Source organism: Flavitalea flava (genome assembly GCF_054461575.1).
Genome location: NZ_JBTLQH010000005.1, coordinates 116,411 through 131,047 on the forward strand (window position 1 = coordinate 116,411; position 14,637 = coordinate 131,047).

The following is a 14,637-nucleotide window of genomic DNA, read 5'->3' on the forward strand; positions in this document are numbered from 1 at the left end:
AGGATACTTCATTAAGTGCTATGGAAATTTCCTCAATAAGGTCCATCGCAATACCAGGTCCAGCAAAAGCAGTATGGCCGCCGCCAGCGCAAATGGAAAAAACTCCTCCTCGTATCGTCGTATGGCCGTCACCTCGATCTTCGATCGCTCCAACCGGTCGATCTCCGCATATATGTTTTTCAGGCTTTCATTATCCGTGGCCCGGTAGTAGGTCCCTCCGGTTTCCTTCGCGATCTGGGTCAGCAGTTTCTCATCGATATTCACTTTTTCCCTTTGCATCACCACTCCTCCCGGAGTTTGTACCGGAACCGGCGCATATCCTTCTGTTCCCATACCGACCGTATAGACACGCACGCCGACAGATTTGGCAATCTCTTTGGCTGTATTCGGATCGATCAATCCGCCATTGTTCTCCCCATCCGTTAACAGGATGATGACCTTGCTCTTCGAAGGTGACGAACGCAGACGGTCTACCCCGGTAGCCAGACCCGACCCAATGGCCGTACCATCTTCCAGAAGACCGCTTTGCACATTGGCCAGCTGGGTTTTTAATACGATACGGTCAGTCGTAAGCGGACACATGGTAAAACTCTCCCCGGAAAATATGACCAGACCGATACGGTCGGTCGGTCGGTTATCGATGAATTCACCTGCCACATTCTTGGCCGCTTCCATACGGTTCGGGGTAAAATCCTGCGCCAGCATACTACCGCTGATATCAAGACACAAAACGATATCTATACCTTCACCGTTGACCTGTTGCTCATCATTACGGGTCTGAGGCCTCGCGAGTGCCAGGATAAGGCAGCAGACGGACAGCATACGAAGGATAAAAGGAACGGGCCGCAGCATGTTCTTCCAGGAACGGAGGCCCGCAAAAGGGCGGATGGTGGACATCAGCAAGGTTCCCTGCCTATTGCCGGATTTTCGCAGCTCCCAATAGATAAGGAAAGGCACCAGGGCAAAAAGCCCGAAAAATGCCGGATGGCGGAAATAGATATGTTGATACCAATCGTACAGCACTTATTTCTCTATGGTGTTTAATAGTTCAACGGAGGAACGGATCACCCTCCAATTATGTTCATTATCGGCTATTCCCGGCTGATATTTCGCAAATTTCACAAAATCACTCATACGAAGAGTCTCCGCCAGCCCGGTAAACTGTTCGGTGGTGATCGGCAATTTCCGGAGTTGTCCGATCAATTCTTCGTTCGTCTCCACCAGGCTGGCAATCCCCAGTTTGCGTAATACAAAAAGGCGGAGTATATCATTCAGACGGGTATAATATATTTTCACCTTCCCATTCTCAGACAACTTTTGTGTTTCCAGTTCCTCCAAACCTTTTATGGCTTCTTCGTAGGGTGACAAAAGCGGCGCGGCGACCTGGACAGCGTCATTTTCCTTTTTCTTTTTCCGAACCAGCCATACCACCAGCGCCAGCGAGCAAAGCGTTACCAAGGCCAGGATCCAGCCGATCCATTTCGCAAACGGATTCGGAATATCGATAATATCTTTAATGTCGTGATAATCCTGGTTCGGATCGATTTTCGTATACCCGACCTCAATTCTTACCGAATCACTGAAATAGGTTTTACTCCTTACGGTAAAGGGTAGCCGGGGAATGGCCCAGGCCCCTGAGTCAAAACTGGTGACGATCAGATGCTGACGAAACAGATGTTCGTCCGGATGAAAGACCGAATCCACTCCTCCTTTTTCCACCCACTCAAAATGAGGGAGCGAATCCAGTGAAGGCCAAACCGGAGAGGCATCCGGAGGGACTGTTACCTCCAGCATTAATTGGATCGGCTGTCCGATGAGGATCTGTTGTTTATCCACGATGGCCTTTACCGACAAATGAGGCTCCGCCGGTTTATTCTGCGCTGAAGCAACGATTCCTGTCAGAAACAGGAAACCAAAGATGCAGGTAATAATATGTACTATTCGTATGTTCATGAAACTATCCGGGCCTGTGGCGCGCGATGAAAAATCGCTGCAATATTTTAACGTAGTCCTCATCCGTACGCAGGTGAAGGAGATCGGAACCGGCCTTATGAAAAATGCCCTTGCATTGCTCCGTCTGGGTTAAGAAATGCTGTTGGTAATTCGAACGGACCAGGTAGTCATTGGTGTCCACCCAGCTGCGGGCTCCCGTCTCCGAGTCCTCGGCTTCTATCAATCCGATGGCCGGCAATTCCATATCCATTTTATCATAAATTTTAATGCCGATCATGTCGTGTTTTTTCCCGGCAACTTTCAGCGCATCCTCAAATTTCTCGCCGACACCCGCAGATTTTCCTTCTGTTCCAGGCCCGTCTACAAAGTCACTGAGCAAAAAAACAATGCTTTTCTGACGGGTTGAACGGTTAAGAAAACGGATGGCTTCGTTCAGGCTGGTCCCTTTCCGTTTGGGCTCCGAGGTGAGTAACTGGCGCACAATGTACAACACATGATCCCTTCCTTTCTTAGGTGGTATATAACTTTCGATCTTATCGCTGAAAAGGATCATCCCCACTTTATCGTTATTATTTATGGCAGAAAAGGCCAGGACTGCACAGATCTCCGTGATCAGGTCTTTTTTCCGGGTATGCACGGTCCCGAACAGGGAACTGGCGCTCACATCCACCAGGAGCATCACCGTTAATTCCCTTTCTTCCTCGAAGAGCTTACTGAAGGGAGTATTGAATCTTGCCGAAACATTCCAGTCGATAAAACGGATATCATCTCCCGCAGCATATTCCCTCACTTCCCGGAAACTCATTCCCCGTCCCTTGAAGGCGCTATGATATTCTCCGGTAAATAAATGACGGGTAAGCCGTTTGCTTTTTATTTCAAGCTCACGTACTTTTTTTAATATTTCGGCGGTGGTGAGGATCATGGCGTCGGAATGGCTTTTAATACTTCATCGATCACCTGCTCTACATTGACGTTCTCCGCCTCGGCCTCGTAAGTGAGACCCAGACGATGACGCAGTACATCTTTTGAGATAGTCCGCACATCCTCCGGTATCACATAACCCCGCTTGTTGAGAAAGGCATTGGCTTTTGCGGCAAGTGCCAGATTGATACTGGCCCTTGGGCTGCCTCCGTAGGCGATCAGCGGTTTCAGCTTTTCCAGTTTATATTTTTCCGGGGTCCGGGTGGCAAATACGATGTCCAGGATATAATGCTCCACCTTTTCATCCATATAGATCTGCCTGGAAAGATCCCTGGCCTCTTTGATCTCCTGCATGGACACCACCTGCTCCACCTGGGGAGCCTGCAAGCTCTGGACATTTTGCCGTATGATCAATTGTTCTTCCTGTTTGGTGGGATAATCCACGATCACCTTCATGATGAATCGATCCTGTTGTGCTTCAGGGAGAGGATAGGTTCCTTCCTGCTCCAGCGGATTCTGGGTCGCCAGAACCAGGAAGGGTTCTTCCAGTTTGTAACTGGTATCACCGATCGTGACCTGTCTTTCCTGCATCGCCTCCAGCAAGGCACTTTGAACTTTGGCGGGAGCACGGTTGATCTCATCGGCCAATACAAAATTGGCAAAGATCGGCCCCTTCCGTACTATGAATTCATGTTTCTGCTGATTGTAGATCATGGTCCCGATAACGTCCGCCGGTAAAAGGTCCGGGGTGAATTGTATCCTGCTGAATTTGGCATGGATCGCCTGGGAAAGGGATTTGATAGCCAGGGTCTTTGCCAAACCAGGTACCCCTTCCAGCAAGACATGCCCGTTACTTAACAATCCGATCAGTAAGCGGTCAAGCATATAATGCTGTCCGACGATCACCCTGCCCACTTCATCCCGTAACCGGTCGATAAAAGCCCCCTGGTATTGGATCTTATTATTTAACTGCCTGATATCCTCAGCTGTATAGAGCATAATTCTAATATTATGTTGCAAAATACGAATTCAAAAGGCAACTTGTCTGCCAAGTTTACCAGAAAATTATTTTTTTGAACCCGTTTGTCTTTTTTTATCCTGCATTAAACTCTTTCGGTTTTCTTCCTTCCAATGGGTCATAATGTGCAGTATGTTTTTGAAAAGAATGATCATACCCTTCTCCGTTTGCCTTATTGGGGCAAGTTGCGACAAAAATAACAGTTCCGGTCACGATCTGGAACTGCTTACGCATGCTTCCTGGAAGTATGAAAAAGCAGGATTCGATTCCAATGAAGACGGAGTATTCGATGCCCTGGACCCCAGGATAGCCGGCTGCGAGAAAGACAATACGATCACCTTTCGGAACGACGGCTCCGGTTCGCTGGAGGAAGGGCCGGTCAAGTGCAAATTATCCGATCCGGACAGCCTGCCTTTTTCCTGGTCCTTTCAGAACAAAGACAGCACGTTCTATTTCCAGGACCAGTATTTTAAAGTCCGATCTCTTACCCGGGACTGGCTGGAAATCTTCGCGGATCAAAGCCTTGGAGGCGTAAGTACCCGCTATGTCATTATTCTGAAACATTGATTTAAGGTATATTTTTAACTTTTCCGGTACAATATTCTGCTGTTTTAGCTGTTTGGGTACTACCGGCCTCATTATATCCGTTATAGGTCCCGGTTTACTTAGTACAGATTGAATTATTAAATAGAAGAATATGAACATCAATAACAAGCTGGCTTGGGCCTTTACCTGTTTATTTTCCTTTGTCCTGCTTTCCCTTTGGGTTTCCTGCAGCAAAAGCAGCTCCGGTAATAACAATACCACTGATGAAAAAGTTACCCTGATCACCCAAACTGCCTGGAAATATGATACTTCCGGTATCGATGTCAATAAGGACGGCATCATTAGCGCCGGGGATTTCGGGGATGCCACGGTCGAAACCTGTACAAAAGATAATAGTTACCAATTTAAGAAGGACAGTTCCGGGACTATGGATGAAGGTTCACTCAAATGTTCATCTTCAGATCCTCAAACCTTGCCCTTTCATTGGAATTTTACCAATAATCAAACAGCTTTGGTAGCAACGTTCAACCCTCTCCTTTCCGGGGGAGTGAATATTATCAGTCTTACCGACACAAAATTTGTCGTTTATAAGGATACTTCCTATCTCGGGGCTAACGTCAGATACCTGATCTCGCTGAAACATTGAGTTTCCTGAAAGATCCGGTTCAGGAAAGATATTTACCGACAATCGGCATTCGGCGTCCGACCCCGAATGCCTTGGCGCTGACGCGTATTATCGGGCAGAACTGGTTTCGTTTGTATTCATTGGTATTGACCATCCGCAGTACCCGTTTCACGAGAGCCTCCTCTATTCCCATGGCAATGATCTCCCTGGGACCCTGCCTCCTTTCGATATATTGATACAGGATCTTATCCAGTATATCGTACTCCGGAAGACTGTCACTGTCCTTTTGATCGGGCCTTAGCTCGGCAGAAGGGGCTTTCACCAGGATATTCTCCGGAATGATGACTGATTTCCTGTTAATTTCTTTTGCCAGGGCATAAACCTGTACTTTATACAGATCTCCCAATACACTAAGCCCTCCGGCCATATCCCCATAAAGTGTCCCGTATCCTGTAGACAACTCACTTTTGTTGGAAGTATTCAGCAGGATATAGCCGAATTTATTGGCGATAGCCATTAACAGATTGCCGCGGGAGCGGCTTTGGAGATTTTCCTCGGCCAGATCGAAGGCCATCCCATCGAAGACGGGTTCAAGCGTCTTTAGAAATGATTCATAAATATTCCTGATCGGAACGATATCGTAAGGATTGCCAAGATTACGGGATAATTGTTCCGCATCACTTACGGAATGATCCGAAGAATAGGGAGAAGGTAAAAGGATCGCCCGAACATTTTCCTTTCCCAGTGCCTCGCAGGCCAGCGCAAGGGTGACGGCGCTATCGATCCCACCGCTACTCCCTAAAATGGCCTTTTTAAAACCCATCTTGGAAAAATAATCCCGGATTCCCAGGACCAGGGCCTTATGGATCTGCCGGATATTCTCCTCCCCGGTCAGGTACCCGATCACTTTATCCGGATCATTCAATTTTGACACCCGCATTTCCTTGTCAAACCCGCGATTCCCTGGCAGCTCCTCCTCTCTCCTTTTTCCTGCTGAAGCACCGGTTGTTGAAGCTCCTGCAGGCGCGGATACTGATTCGTCTTTTATGGCAAAGGAAAACCCCGGAGCCAATTCCATGAATAAAGGAGGTACAGGCTCGGGCAATTCCACCAGAGCGAAATCCTCTTCGAAATAATTCATTTCTTTTACCAATTGCCCCTTTGCATCATATACCAGGCTTCCGCCGTCAAATACGATCTCCGTCTGGGATCCGACCGCATTGCAATAATACATCGGCAATCCATATTTCAGGACATTTTGCCGCACCACTTCCTTACGATCATCCTGATGATCGTAATCGAAAGGAGAAGCGGAGATATTGATCATAAGATCGGGATGCTGTCTTATCAACTCGTCCATCGGACACCATCTGTACAAAGGGTTGTCTCCCAGGTTCCAGATATCCTCACAGATGGTAAGCGCTATTTTTTTGCCTTTAAAGGGAATCACCTTCCAGTTATAACCCGGCTCGAAATACCGGTATTCATCAAAAACATCATAAGTTGGCAAACAGGTCTTATGGGCAACCCCTTTTATTTCCTTCTCATAAAGAAGCCAGGCGGCGTTGAAAAGGTCCTTCCCTTCCCCAACCGGGTTTCGGGCAGGAGAACCCACGATCACCCCTATCGTATCGGCTACTTCCCTGATTCGGTCGATAGCGGCATAACACTGTCCGATAAAGTCCTCAAATTCCAAAAAATCACGGGGGGGATAACCACAGACGGACAATTCAGAAAACACGACCAGGTCTGCGCCGACCTCTTTTGCACGGCGGACGCCATCGAGTATCTTCCCCACATTTTCTTCAAAATTCCCTACATGATAATTTTGCTGGGCCATTACGATTTTCATACGGCAAATTTACGCGAATTGGGAAACATGCCCATGAAAGGGATAATATACTAATCCGTGGTTATTCCCGTTAATCTGATCAAATCTCTGTTATTTCGCTTATGAAGAACCCTTTTTACCGCCTTTCCCCGTTCGCGTTCCTCCTGATTACCACCTGCGTACTGTCCGGATGTGGCAATAAAGGAAAATCTCCCGATGTTTCCGGTGTTGCGGTAAAGGAGGTGCATATCGAACGTTTCGATAAGGCTTTTTTCACCCTGGATTCCAACAATATCGTTCCCGGACTGCAAAAGCTGAACAAAGAATTCCCCTATTTCACCAATGATTTTGTCGCCAATATACTGGGTGCGGGTCCCCTTGCCGACAGCAATCAATTGGCCTTCCGGGCTACCCGGCAATTCCTGGTTTCTTATCTGCCCGTAAGGGATTCGCTGGAAAAAAAATATGAACGCCTGGATTGGCTGGAAAACGAATTAAGAGAAGGGTTCCGGCACCTGAAATATTATTTCCCTGCTTATAACCTGCCGCAGAAAGTCGTGACTTTTATCGGTCCTTTCGATGGACCAGGGGTAGCCATCACTCCTTATGCCCTGGCAATCGGTCTTCAGTCCTACGGCGGAGGGCATTCTCCTTTTTATCTGGAAGGGAAAGGACTGGACATGTATCCTCCTTATCTTTCCAGGCGTTTTGAACCGGCTTATATCAGCACCAATTGTATGCGGGTCTTAGCCGAAGACCTTTTCCCCGACAACAGCGACAACAAACCCCTGATCGAACAGATGATTGGAAAAGGCAAATACTGGTGGCTGACCGATCGGCTGATGCCGGAAACTCCCGATAGCATCAAGACTGGATATACCAAAAAACAATTGGATTGGATCTCTTCCAATGAGGGGATTATCTGGAATTTTTTCCTGCAGAATACCGATCTCTACACTATCGAACCGGATATCATCAAGAACTTTGTAGGCGAAGGCCCAAAGACTATGGGCATGCCTGATAATGCTCCCGGCAATATCGGCGCCTGGGTCGGCTGGCAGATCATAAAAAAATATGCGTCTGTTCATGAGGGCATTACACCTGATGAAGTAATGCGAACGCCTGCCCGGGAAATATTCGAAGGAAGTAAGTATAAGCCGAGATAGACCCGCCTGTATGACCAGGACAAGCTTTTAAGAGAATCCAGGCATGATCATAAATTCGCAGTCTGGGGTCTTCTGCCCAGTTCCCTCATCATTTTGAAATGGGAAGCGATGGCGCGTGCCATCGTTGGAAATTCATTGTAGGGAATCCCAAATTCCTGGCAGGTGCTTTTTACGATCTTACTGATCGCGGGATAATGTACATGGCTGACGCGGGGAAATAAATGATGCTCAACCTGAAAATTCAATCCCCCTACATACCAGGAGATCAATTTATTGCTGCGGGCAAAATTAGCCGTAGTTTTTACCTGGTGGATGGCCCATTCTTCATCCAGTTTGATCGTTTCATCTTCTTCAATATGCACAAATTCGGCATGTTCTACGACATGAGCCAGTTGAAATACGATGGCCAGAACCAAGCCAAGGGTTACTGCCATACTCAGATATCCTACCGCCCAGGTTCCCCATCCGACAAAATAAGCGGGAACCAGGATATAAAAAACTGCATATAAAACCTTGCTTAGCCAGAAAATAATATGTTCCTTCAGATCCATTTTCTGCATAGGAGTGGAAACGATCTTTCCTTTGAAGTATTTATTAAAGTCCATCATCGCCACCCAGGCGATGGAAGAAATTGCATATACCAATACTACGTAGATGTGCTGGAACCGATGTGCGGGAACCCATTTCTGACTGGGACACTGGCGCATGATCGGGCTTTTGGCTATATCATCGTCGATCCCATCCACATTTGTATAGGTATGATGAATAATGTTATGCTTGAATTTCCAGATGAAGGCATTTCCGCCCAGCGCATTCAGGGAAAGACCCATGAATTCATTAACCCAGCCTTTGGTGGAGTAACTGCCATGACATGCATCGTGCATGACATTAAACCCGATACTGGCCAGGATCAGGCCAAGGGTAGCACAAAGACCTATACCGCCAAGGATCAGACCGGTTCCGAACGGGGCCTGCGATCGGCTGAACAGGACCAGCAAGGTGGTATAAATGATGAGGGATGCCGGTATCAGCACCCAGGTCTTGGTGTATAATTTCCAATTACCCGTTTTTTTGATCTTTTGGGTAGTAAAGTATTGATCTACAGATGCTTTAAGGCTAGTGTAGAAGGAGCTGCTTTTATTATTGAAACTTAATTTAGTCATGTGAGGTCAGGTTAAAGGGAGAGTTAATAGCTACTGATTTAAGTGATTAATAAAACCCTTTACTGGAATTTTTATTGTGGCCGACCCCGGCAAGTTAAATCAGTTTGGCAAGAAGGGAAAATTAATAGTGCAGAAAACTGTTAAAAACAATGATTTCTTAATGCGCCGCCCGAAGGGCCAATCATTAGAGCCGCCACAGGGGCTATATTCATATAGCCCCGGGCAAATCAGAGGCCCGAGGGTGTCTCCTGTTTTTTTACAACCCCAGGAGACAAGTCCCGCTATTTCCTGATCTTTTCCTTCAGTAGCTTACGGGCAGCCTGGATCTCCGTGATTCCGCTGAATGCGTCCTTAGGGATCATAAAAAAGGACCGGGCATCGAAATACACATGAAAGAAGTATAAGGTCTCTTTAAATGCGCTGAATTTTCCCCAGGGCCATAATTGCTGTCCTTTTTGGGTTTCCAGCAGGATTCCCTGGTCTTCCTGGAAGGTAAGGATAAAGTGATCCTGGAAGGTGGAGGATTTTTTGTAGATGCTCAGGGGCAATAGCCTCCGGATGGCTATCCAAAGCAGGAACCAAAGCACGGAAAAAAGGAGGAAGGATACCGCCTGGATCCTTTTTAGGTAAAAAAGGGTGGCCGACAGGATAGCAAATACATTGATGATAATAACCAATGTCTTTATTTCGGGTCGGCTAAAAAAATGGCTGCGTAATCCATCCAGCACCTGCTTCTTAATGTATCCGAATTGAATAGTGATCATGCATGGGCATTATTAGGGTAAGTAGTTTGTGCGCGTAAAAATAAGGGAAATGAGACTATTTTTTAAATATAGGCGGGTATCCGGGGTGGGTTCAAAACGCAAAAAAGCTATTCCGAAATGTTCGGAATAGCCAATTCATTACTAAAAGTCAGGAAAGGTTACTAAAACTCTTATAGGCCCATCCGATTACCGGACATCCCTGCAACGACCATAATGGCGATTGGCTGCTTCGCCGGGGGTGACGGAACGACTGCAGGAAAATAAACATAAAAGAGAAACGGCAATTAGAAGGGTCTGGATACGTGTCATGTTTTTCGATTTAGGTTATTACGGATTTAAAGAACGAAACAGAGACGAAATTTAGTGCCAATTCCCCGAAATAAATAACCGACCTTTTATTCCTTTCAGGCTAATGGGACAACCGGAGGGGGTAGTCGACAAACTGAAAGGGTAGTCGACTACCCCGAGGCCAGAAATCCTAATCCTCATTAAGGAAATTAAGGAAATAGGTTAAAAACGCAATAGTCTTCATCAAGGGGGTTTTCAAGGGCTCATATTCATTATAAAACAACGGTTTTCTCCCATGGGATTTCCCAAAGGGCTTTGCCCTTTGGGCGCTACGCATTTGATTCTTTGGACCCGGGGCGACATATTTAAAAAAGGAAGCCCCGGGTCCAAAGAAGATCCCCCCATGGAAATGGGGGGATGAAATTGTTTATTGATTATGTACCGTCGAAACTCTTTCCCCTAAATATGTTCGTAAGGGAATAAATTATGTTATTTCATATTTGTAACTGTTTTCGTTTCCCGATTCCCCCTTCTAACTACATCCCATGCTATTGCCACAATTCAGGCATTTATAACAGGTCCCGCTACGTATGGTAATATGGCCGCAGGTATTACAGGCCGGAGCATCGCTCTGCATGGTCTTTGCCGCCCTGTTAAACGCTTCAAGACCGTTACTGTTATCTCCCTTAGCCGCTGCCATCCTGGGGCTTTTGGAAGCCTGTCCGGGTTGTCCCGGCTGTCCGGTAGGCCCGGATTGACCAGTTTGCCCTGCCGAACTACCTGAAACGCCTCCTCCGGAAGAACCTGGCCCGGCTCCGGTTGCTGATCCACCTGCAGGGGATCCGCCGGCGGTTGGTCCTCCACCTGCTTTGGCAACGATGCGCACATCGCTTAATTCCGGGGTATTTTTATCATACTCCAGGGAAGTTGGGATATCATCCCAGTCATCGGTTCCTGCATTATTGATCTCCGGTTTGTCCAGCACATGGACCAGATCCGTCCGGCCAAGATATTCATAAGCCAGTGTCCGGAAGATAAAGTCCACGATCGAGGTCGTACTCTTTATATTCGGATGGTCAACCATGCCCGAGGGTTCGAAACGGGTAAATACAAATTTCTCTACGAATTCTTCCAGGGGCACCCCATATTGCAGACCAATGGAAATGGCGATCGCAAAACAATTGGACATGCTACGCATGGTCGCCCCTTCTTTTGCCATGTCTATAAAGATCTCCCCTACCGTTCCATCGCTGTATTCGCCTGTGCGTAAAAAGATAGCCTGGCCGTTGATCTTGGCTTTTTGGGTAAATCCCCTGCGTTTGGCCGGAAGCGTTCTGCGCTCCACGATGGTGGCCAACGCCCTTTTTAGCTTGGTATCCGGTGAAGCCTGTACCCTCTTTTGGACTTCTTCCAGCAATTCCTGCACAGTCAGTTTGGCCATGTCGACGATATTGGAACTACTGTCTGCAGATTGTTGTTCTCCCAAGGCTTCCGGTGCCGCGACCGCGTCTTTGTCGGTTTCGCCTTCTTTCTTTTTCTTATCCGATTTGGTACTGAGGGGTTGGGATAGTTTGGAACCATCGCGGTAAAGGGCACAGGCCTTTAATCCCAGTTGCCAGCTGAGCATATAGGAATCGGCAATTTCTTCCACTACCGCTTCATTCGGTAGATTGATGGTTTTGGAAATAGCGCCGCTGATAAAAGGCTGTGTTGCTGCCATCATCCGGATATGACCATGAGCATGGATGAAACGCCGGCCTATCTTCCCGTTTTTATTGGCGCAATCGAATACCGCCAGGTGTTCTTCTTTCAGAAAAGGCGCACCCTCGACGGTCATTGTCCCGCAGACATAATTATTGGCGGCTTCTATCTCCTCATCGGAGAAGCCCAGGGCTTCCAGCAAGCTCCATTCAAAATTATAGTATTGTGCCGGTTTGAATCCCAGACGTTGCAGGCATTCTTCGCCGAGTGAATATACATTGAATACGAATCCGATCTCGAAAGCCGAGCCTACGGCGGCATCCAACTTTTTGATTTCTGCCGCGATAAAACCCTTTTCGCTCAAGGTCTGATGATTGATGGCAGGTGCTCCGGCAAAGGTCCCTGACCCTACGGCATATTTTACGATCGTATCGATCTGCTTTTCGGTATAGTGAAGATTTTTAAGAGCGGCCGGTACGGATTGGTTGATGATCTTAAAATATCCCCCACCCGATAATTTTTTGAATTTTACCAGCGCAAAATCCGGCTCTACCCCAGTCGTATCACAATCCATTACCAATCCGATCGTTCCGGTAGGCGCGATAACGGTTGCCTGTGCATTCCGGTAACCGAATTTCTCTCCTAGCTGCACGGCTTCGTCCCAGGCCTTGGTCGCAGCTTTCAAGAGATAATCCGGGCAATATCTGGCCTTGATCCCCTGAGGTTTGATCTGCAAGCCCTCATATTCATCGGCATCATAGGCTGCCAGACGGTGATTACGCATCACCCGCAACATATGCTCCTTATTTTCCTCATATTTTGGAAAGGCACCCAATACTCCGGCCAGTTCTGCGGAAGTCTTATAGGCTACTCCGGTCATAATAGCGGTAATGCCCCCGGCGATTCCGCGGGCTTCCTCACTGTCATACGGAATTCCCATCACCATCAGCATGGATCCTAAATTGGCATAACCCAATCCAAGGGTCCGGTAGTCATAGGAAAGTCTTGCCACTTCTTTGGAAGGGAACTGCGCCATCAGCACCGAGATCTCCAAAACAGTTGTCCATAAACGGGAGCAATAGGCGAATCCCTCCACATCAAAACTGTTCGTTCCTTCGTCATAGAACCGGCGTAGGTTAACAGAGGCGAGATTGCAAGCCGTGTTGTCGATAAACATGTATTCGGAGCAAGGGTTGGAAGCCCGGATGCGGCCACCATTCGGGCACGTATGCCATTCATTGATGGTAGTATCGTATTGGGTACCCGGGTCAGCACAACGCCAAGCTGCATACGCAATCTGGTTCCAGACTTCTCTGGAAGGAATGCGTTTCATAACTTTTTTATCGCTGCGGGCGATTAGCTCCCAGTCTTCGCCCTTTTCCAGCTTTTCAAAAAAATCGTTTGAAATACGGATGGAATTATTGGAATTTTGTCCGGAAACGGTCTTATAGGCTTCACCTTCGTAATCGCTGGCATAACCTGCAGCAATCAAAGCCCCGACCTTTTTTTCTTCCTCCACTTTCCAGTTGATAAAATTCATGATCTCGGGATGATCGAGATCAAGGCAGACCATTTTTGCTGCCCGGCGGGTAGTGCCCCCGGATTTGATCGCACCTGCTGCACGGTCTCCTATCTTCAGGAAACTCATCAGACCACTGGAAGTACCTCCTCCGCTCAGTTTTTCTCCTTCACCGCGGATATGAGAGTAATTAGTTCCTACTCCGGAACCGTATTTAAAGATGCGGGCTTCGCGGACCCAAAGATCCATGATGCCGCCGTCATTGACGAGATCGTCGTCCACACTTAGAATAAAGCACGCATGGGGCTGCGGTCTTTCGTAGGCAGAAGTGGATTTTTTTAGTTCCCCGTCAGCCGGATCTACGAAATAATGGCCCTGCGGTTTGCCGGTGATCCCATAACTTTCATGCAGACCGGTATTGAACCATTGCGGGGAATTGGGCACACAGGCCTGATCCAGTATACTGTAGACCAGTTCTTCGTAAAAGACCTGTCCATCTTTTTCTGTAGCGAAATAGCCGTTGCGCTCACCCCAGACCTTCCAGCAATTGGCCATACGGTGCGCAACCTGTTTGACCGATCCTTCTCTTCCCATAGAGCCGTCTGGCTGGGGCACCCCGGCCTTGCGAAAATATTTTTGAGCGAGAATATCCGTTGCAATCTGGCTCCACTGCCTGGGCACTTCCACATTCGTCATTTCGAACACCACTTCTCCGCTTGGATTTCGGATCACCGAAGTCCTGAAATCATAAGCAAATTGATCGAAGACGTTGATATCGTCCCTGGTGAACCGGCGGTCGAAGGAAAGGCCCTTCGGGGATTGCTTTTTAGTTGCCATACGGTGAACGCTGTTTAAAAGTTGATGTACTTATTTTGACGGTTGGTGGGATAACGAAAGTATTTTTTGATTCTGATATTTCCACTCCCATCTTTTGCACATGTTGTGGAAAAAACCGGGCCAGTTTTTTGAAGGTCACACCGGTTAAGGGTTAATCGATTTTTGCACAGTTGGAAGGTCCGCTTAAAGATCCCTGCAGTTTAAAAAAGATTTGATCACATGAAAAAAAAGTGTTAAATGTATAAGTGACAACCTGATGACAAACAGATGGACATTGACCGAAGAACAATGACCAAAGTCAACGC

At 47.4% G+C, this 14,637-nt stretch carries 12 protein-coding genes; 3 read left to right on the plus strand and 9 right to left on the minus strand.

From position 1 onward, the window contains the following. Positions 1-18 precede the first annotated feature (18 nt). From ACX0G9_RS07460 to ACX0G9_RS07475, 4 genes are read right to left on the minus strand one after another with little or no spacing between them, the layout of a single operon-like run. Positions 19-1,023 carry a vWA domain-containing protein gene (locus ACX0G9_RS07460; RefSeq protein ID WP_459064245.1) on the minus strand — a complete coding sequence of 335 codons (1,005 nt, stop codon included), beginning with the start codon at positions 1,021-1,023 and terminating at the stop codon, positions 19-21. Then, on the minus strand, positions 1,024-1,953 hold the full coding sequence (locus ACX0G9_RS07465; protein WP_459064246.1) for a hypothetical protein: 930 nt from the start codon (positions 1,951-1,953) through the stop codon (positions 1,024-1,026). A gap of 4 nt (positions 1,954-1,957) precedes the next feature. Further along, on the minus strand, positions 1,958-2,875 hold the full coding sequence (locus tag ACX0G9_RS07470) for a DUF58 domain-containing protein (protein WP_459064247.1): 918 nt from the start codon (positions 2,873-2,875) through the stop codon (positions 1,958-1,960). After that, entirely contained in the window at positions 2,872-3,873 is a 1,002-nt protein-coding gene (locus ACX0G9_RS07475) for an AAA family ATPase (RefSeq protein WP_459064248.1), read from the minus strand. Before ACX0G9_RS07475 ends, ACX0G9_RS07470 begins: the two co-directional genes overlap by 4 nt. 151 nt (positions 3,874-4,024) lie before the next feature. Between ACX0G9_RS07475 and ACX0G9_RS07480 the strand changes: the two genes are divergently transcribed. Continuing rightward, positions 4,025-4,459: a hypothetical protein gene (locus ACX0G9_RS07480; RefSeq protein WP_459064249.1), complete on the plus strand. Its 435-nt coding sequence runs from the start codon at positions 4,025-4,027 to the stop codon at positions 4,457-4,459. A gap of 130 nt (positions 4,460-4,589) precedes the next feature. Next, positions 4,590-5,084, plus strand: a complete 495-nt coding sequence (locus tag ACX0G9_RS07485; RefSeq protein WP_459064250.1) for a hypothetical protein — start codon at positions 4,590-4,592, stop codon at positions 5,082-5,084. A gap of 19 nt (positions 5,085-5,103) precedes the next feature. Here the strand turns inward: ACX0G9_RS07485 and ACX0G9_RS07490 are convergent, their stop codons facing one another. Next, positions 5,104-6,915 carry an NAD+ synthase gene (locus tag ACX0G9_RS07490; protein WP_459064251.1) on the minus strand — a complete coding sequence of 604 codons (1,812 nt, stop codon included), beginning with the start codon at positions 6,913-6,915 and terminating at the stop codon, positions 5,104-5,106. 101 nt (positions 6,916-7,016) lie between these two features. Here ACX0G9_RS07490 and gldB point away from each other — a divergent pair, with 101 nt between their 5' ends. Beyond that, positions 7,017-8,060 (plus strand): gliding motility lipoprotein GldB, encoded by a 1,044-nt coding sequence (gene gldB / locus ACX0G9_RS07495; protein WP_459064252.1) that lies wholly within the window; start codon positions 7,017-7,019, stop codon positions 8,058-8,060. 47 nt (positions 8,061-8,107) lie between these two features. On the opposite strand, the gene ACX0G9_RS07500 is transcribed toward gldB, so the two are convergent. From ACX0G9_RS07500 to ACX0G9_RS07515, 4 genes are all read right to left on the minus strand, one after another. Further along, on the minus strand, positions 8,108-9,223 hold the full coding sequence (locus ACX0G9_RS07500; protein WP_459064253.1) for a fatty acid desaturase family protein: 1,116 nt from the start codon (positions 9,221-9,223) through the stop codon (positions 8,108-8,110). Between the two features lie 281 nt (positions 9,224-9,504). After that, positions 9,505-9,987, minus strand: a complete 483-nt coding sequence (locus tag ACX0G9_RS07505) for a YcxB family protein (protein WP_459064254.1) — start codon at positions 9,985-9,987, stop codon at positions 9,505-9,507. Positions 9,988-10,173: 186 nt separating this feature from the next. After that, positions 10,174-10,296 carry a hypothetical protein gene (locus ACX0G9_RS07510; protein ID WP_459064255.1) on the minus strand — a complete coding sequence of 41 codons (123 nt, stop codon included), beginning with the start codon at positions 10,294-10,296 and terminating at the stop codon, positions 10,174-10,176. A 511-nt stretch (positions 10,297-10,807) separates the two neighbouring features. Beyond that, positions 10,808-14,332: a vitamin B12-dependent ribonucleotide reductase gene (locus tag ACX0G9_RS07515; RefSeq protein ID WP_459064256.1), complete on the minus strand. Its 3,525-nt coding sequence runs from the start codon at positions 14,330-14,332 to the stop codon at positions 10,808-10,810. Positions 14,333-14,637 lie beyond the last annotated feature (305 nt).